The following is a 2,267-nucleotide window of genomic DNA, read 5'->3' on the forward strand; positions in this document are numbered from 1 at the left end:
GCGCTGGCCGGCGCGGGGTTGGGCGCCTGGGTGGCGGTGAAGCGGCATCGCCGCACGCGCTGGCGGCTGGATGACCGGGGATTCGCCGTGCGCCGCGGCAACTGGTGGCAGAGCGAAACGCACGTGCCGATTTCGCGCGTGCAGCATCTCGACCTGAAACGCGGACCGCTGGAACGCAACGCCCGCCTGTCCACGCTCGTGGTTCACACGGCCGGCACGCGCATGGCCGCCGTCACGGTCTCCGGACTGGATGCGGACGACGCGGAACGCCTGCGCGAGCGCCTGGCCACCCAGGTCGACCACGACGACGCCCTGTGATGGACGACGCCATCCCGGGCGCCGCGCCGGACGAACGCCGACTGCATCCGTGGTCGTGGCTCTTCGTGCTGCTGCAGCAGCTCAAGCAGTTCATCTTCCCGCTGGTCGCGCTGCTGGTGTTCGGTGCGCGCAAGAGCAGTGGCGACGGCGAGCTTTGGGCCTCGTTCGCACCCGTCATCGGCATCACGGTGCTGGTCGTGCTGGCGATCCTGCAGTACTTCACCTACCGCTACACCATCGGACGCGACGGCCTGACGGTGCGGGAAGGCCTGCTGCATCGCTCGCGCCGCGAAATTCCGTTCTCGCGCATCCACAACGTGGTCGTACACCAGTCCCTGCTGCACCGCCTGTTCGGTGTCGYCGAAGTCCGGCTGGAGTCGGCGGGCGGGCAGAAGCCGGAGGCGCAGATGCGCGTGCTCGGCCTTCGCGACGCGCTGGCGCTGGAGGACCTGGTGCGACACCAGGCGCATGGGACCGCGCCCGCGTCGTCCGAACCGGAAGCGGCAGCGCCCCGCGAAGGCACCACGCTGCTTTCCCTGTCGACGCTGGACGTCATCCGTCTGGGACTTATCTCCAATCGCGGCATGATCGTCGTGGCCGCCGGATTCGGTGCCGCGTGGCAGATCCTGCCGGAGCGGATGATCGAGCAGTTTTTCCGGCAAGGCGCGCGGCAGGCCTACGGTTATGCCGAGGAGCTGCACCTGGGCTGGCTGACGGGCGCGGCCGGCGGCGTCGCCCTGATCGGCATCGCACTGGCGCTGGTACGCCTGCTCTCGGTCGCGCTGGCGCTGTCGCAGTTCCACGGATTCCGGCTGACCGAGGAGCCGCGCAGGCTGATGGTGGAGCGTGGCCTGTTCGCTCGCCTGCGCACAAGCGTGGCGCGACGGCGGATACAGGCGTGGACCCTGCACGAAGGCGTCCTGCATCGCCTGTTCCGTCGACGCTCGCTACGCATCGATACGGCCGTCGCGGACAAGTCGGGGCAGGACACACGCGCCCTGAAGGACATCGCGCCGGTTGCGACCCCCGACGCATGCGACGCACTGATCGGCCACCTGCTGCCCCGCGCGCCATGGCCACGCGACGACTGGCAGCCGGTGGATGCCTCTGCGCGCTGGCGCCTGTGGTTGCCCTCGCTGGCGGTCCTGTTGCCGGCGACCGGTGTCGCCGCCTGGCATCTCGGCGGGTGGGCGTGGCTGGGGCTGGCATGGATCCTCTTCGCCGGGCATGCCGCACGCAGGCAGGCACAGCGCATGGGCTGGTCGCTGGACGACCAGTTGGTGGCCGTGCGCAGTGGCTGGTGGTCGCGCTACTGGCGCTTCGCCGAAATCGACAAACTGCAGGCGCTGCGCTTGTCGCGCTCGCCGCTGGACCATGCCTGCGGCACGGCGACGCTCTGGCTGGACACGGCAGGCGCGAACGGGATCGCCGCACCGCTGGCGTTGCGCTTCGTGCCTGTGCGTGACGCCGAGAGCGTTTACCGGCAGCTACGCGACACGCTGGCCGCGCATCGCATGCGCTGGTGATGGAGCTATCTCGGGCGCTGCGACATGCGCCCTGATGGCGAGCCCCAGGGTGCTTGCGATGCCGCTGCGCGGTGGCAGCCGGCAGCTTCGCTCACGCCGGCCCCCAGTAGCCTATCCGACGCCGGATCTTCAGCTTGCGCCACAGGTTCATCGGCTTCGGGCGCGGATTCCGTGCGCCGGCAGCGATGAAGGCATCGATGGCGTCCAGCACCCGTTCGCTGGAGCGCCCGTCGCGATACGGGTGGATGCTGTCCGCATAGTCGACGATGGCCTGCATCAGTTCCGGCGGCCGGGCCAGCGCGCAACGGATCGCGGGCTCGAACTGCGCCGCGTCATCGATATCGATCAGCTGCGGCCCSGGGCGKCGGTTCTTGAAGGTCACCACCGGCTTGTGGGTCAACAGGAACTCGTTCAGCGCCGACG

General features: G+C 69.7%; 2 protein-coding genes and 1 pseudogene. 2 read left to right on the plus strand and 1 reads right to left on the minus strand.

Annotated elements, in window-relative coordinates; translation table 11 throughout:
* On the plus strand, nucleotides 1–318 hold a 318-nt coding region (locus AC04L7_RS17010), incomplete at its 5' end, for a PH domain-containing protein (protein WP_475513491.1).
* Nucleotides 318–1,844, plus strand: a complete 1,527-nt coding sequence (locus AC04L7_RS17015) for a PH domain-containing protein (protein ID WP_475513492.1) — start codon at nucleotides 318–320, stop codon at nucleotides 1,842–1,844. The genes AC04L7_RS17010 and AC04L7_RS17015, both read left to right, overlap by 1 nt.
* A gap of 91 nt (nucleotides 1,845–1,935) precedes the next feature.
* On the opposite strand, the pseudogene AC04L7_RS17020 reads toward AC04L7_RS17015, so the two are convergent.
* Nucleotides 1,936–2,267: pseudogene (locus tag AC04L7_RS17020) on the minus strand (CDP-glycerol glycerophosphotransferase family protein); the annotation flags it as partial.

This window comes from Pseudoxanthomonas sp. LjRoot204_2 (genome assembly GCF_056175765.1).